Genomic DNA, 2,320 nt, shown 5'->3' on the forward strand with positions numbered 1-2,320 from the left:
TGATACTTAGAGCTAACTATAGTCCAGTTAAAAGTTTTCCAAGTGTGAAAAACTTATCTTGACTTATATATATACGGTAATCATTTGATGAGATTATCACCACCGATACAATTAAAAATCACTTTGATGCTTTCATCTCAAAAAGCTTCCAACAAAGATTCTCATCTCCTCCCCCCTAGGATAAACTAATGGTTGTCACTTATCTCCTTTGTTTTATTTTTTCGGTTTCATTAACATCTTACTACCCTCATTATTTTGTTATATATTACCATGAAATTTAAAAAAGACATGCTTTTTTAGCATGTCTTCTTTCAATAACACTGAAAAGATTCAATTCTTCTTAAATCGATTCCACCATACACCCAGTACCGACCATTCCATCTAAACCCTGCAATACTTTTATGTCCGACATAAGTGAAATACACCCAGTACCCACGACCATGGCTACCTGTTGGCCAAATATAGACATATCGATATAGACAATTTGCAATATCACCCGGATCAATGGCAAATGGTTTAGCCTGGCTTTGTTGTGGCGTAAAATTTGGCGGTGGTAACTTAGGTGCTTCACTTTGTTTTGGTGGTTGATTATAAGATGGGCCCATCATCGGTGGTCCATAAGGTGGCATATTAGGTGGTGGTAGTACTTGCCCTGGCCATACATTCGAATTAAAAGGCTGACTTTGAGCATTCCATGAATCCTGAGTTCCTGTTGGAACTTGGATACTATTCGGTCCTTCATTAATCGTTGTCCAGCCGAGTGCATCATCTGCTCCAACATTAACAATTCTAATATTAGAGTATTCCATTTCTATCCCTCCAATCTTGCTAGAATAGTCTATGTCTTTTTTTTTGATAGGTGACTTCTTAGTTTCAATTCATTCACCCTCTAATTGATGTTCCTCTTGCATCATCCATTTAGACACATCTTCTACTTCTTCAATGACTAAATTTTGATTTAGAACTTGATCAACATATGTTTTTAAAGGGTGTTGCTGGGTAGCCACGACAAACGTAAACTCTACATTTGTTGCAACGCCCCACTGACCTTCCCTATTCATTGCCATAAGACTCATAGAACTAACTGTCCCACGCTTTCTCATCAGTTTATTTTCAAAGCGTTTCGGTGCCTGGGCACATGCTTCCATTGGACTACAACCTTCTTCCATTAACCTCACCACCTCATATGATAAGCATCCTTTCATAATCTCTTCGCCAAGTCCTGTTGCTGCCGCTCCCCCTACTTCACTATCTGCATAATACCCCGATCCAATAATTGGAGAATCCCCCACTCGGCCTGTTTTTTTCATAAACAAACCACTTGTTGACGTTGCTGAAATAACTGTCTGATTAGAATCAACGCCAACCATACTCACTGTGTCATGTCCATCATACGGTGTTAAGTCAACATTTTTCATTAACAACTGACGAGCTAAAAATTCATCTTTAGCTTTTTTCGTTAACATATTTCGCTTTTCAAAGCCTTCAACATGCGCATATTTTTCTGCTCCATTTGCAACTAAAAAAACATTTACCTCTTCATCCGATAACTTCTTCACTACATCAATTACATTTTTTATATCTCGAGCTGCTCCCACAGCTCCAAAACTCAACGTATTTCCATTCATCCACCCTGCGTCAAACTCACAAACACCTTCTTCGTTTGGCAATCCACCATATCCCACTGATTTATAACGAGGATTGTTTTCAACATCATGGATAGCGACTTTAACCGCTTCATCTGCTGTTTTTCCCTCACTTAAAAGATTCGCCGCCAACCGAACTCCCTCTTTAGAAAAATACCACGTTGCAATGATTCCCCATCTCATCATTTCACACCCTCTCATCATATTCATGATTTATTTCATGTTCCTATTATACATAGAAAAAAGGGTATTTCTACCTAGAAATACCCTTTTTATGCTTGGAATTCTTTCGTCACAATATAATGTAACTCCTCTTCTCCCGCTTCATTTTTTTGAACTTCTTTAATAATTAACCCACAAGCCAATAATTCGGCTAATCCTGGCTCTAAGTCATGCTTGGCTTCTTCTAAATTTTGTAACGTTCCTAAAATATCTTCGACCTGTTCCGTAATCAAATAAACAAAGAAAATATAAATATTTTTAGCTGCAGGTGACAACTGTTCACTTTCTAGCACGGATTGTGGTAGATCCATTGTATCTTCATCATAATAAAATTCAAAATTAGTATAATAACGCGTCTTCATATTTTGGCCTCACTTCGCTTCATTCAAGATGTAAGATTATTATACAACAATCTTACGTCCACAACAAATTGAAATCTATAAAATAACAAT

Annotated in this window: 3 protein-coding genes; all 3 read right to left on the reverse strand. The window is 37.3% G+C overall.

What is annotated here, in order from left to right:
- Positions 1-311 precede the first annotated feature (311 nt).
- The 3 genes from QWC74_RS04330 to QWC74_RS04340 all read right to left on the reverse strand — a co-directional run bounded on the left by QWC74_RS04330 (position 312) and on the right by QWC74_RS04340 (position 2,230).
- Positions 312-809, reverse strand: coding sequence for a hypothetical protein (locus tag QWC74_RS04330; protein WP_006785497.1), 498 nt, complete (start codon positions 807-809; stop codon positions 312-314).
- A gap of 69 nt (positions 810-878) precedes the next feature.
- The gene (locus tag QWC74_RS04335) at positions 879-1,829 is read right to left on the reverse strand and encodes a N(4)-(beta-N-acetylglucosaminyl)-L-asparaginase (protein WP_040764126.1); all 951 of its coding nucleotides are present in this window, start codon (positions 1,827-1,829) and stop codon (positions 879-881) included.
- An 89-nt stretch (positions 1,830-1,918) separates the two neighbouring features.
- Positions 1,919-2,230, reverse strand: coding sequence for a hypothetical protein (locus tag QWC74_RS04340; protein WP_006785495.1), 312 nt, complete (start codon positions 2,228-2,230; stop codon positions 1,919-1,921).
- Positions 2,231-2,320: the final 90 nt, after the last annotated feature.

It is taken from the genome of uncultured Turicibacter sp. (assembly GCF_938044715.1).
In the GTDB taxonomy this organism is placed as follows: Bacteria; Bacillota_I; Bacilli_A; order MOL361; family Turicibacteraceae; genus Turicibacter; species Turicibacter sanguinis.

What these genes read in the sequence shown, in the direction of transcription:
- QWC74_RS04330 (WP_006785497.1), bottom strand. Translation starts at nt 809, where the DNA reads ATGGAATACTCTAATATTAGAATTGTTAATGTTGGAGCAGATGATGCA.
- QWC74_RS04335 (WP_040764126.1), bottom strand. Translation starts at nt 1,829, where the DNA reads ATGAGATGGGGAATCATTGCAACGTGGTATTTTTCTAAAGAGGGAGTT.
- QWC74_RS04340 (WP_006785495.1), bottom strand. Translation starts at nt 2,230, where the DNA reads ATGAAGACGCGTTATTATACTAATTTTGAATTTTATTATGATGAAGAT.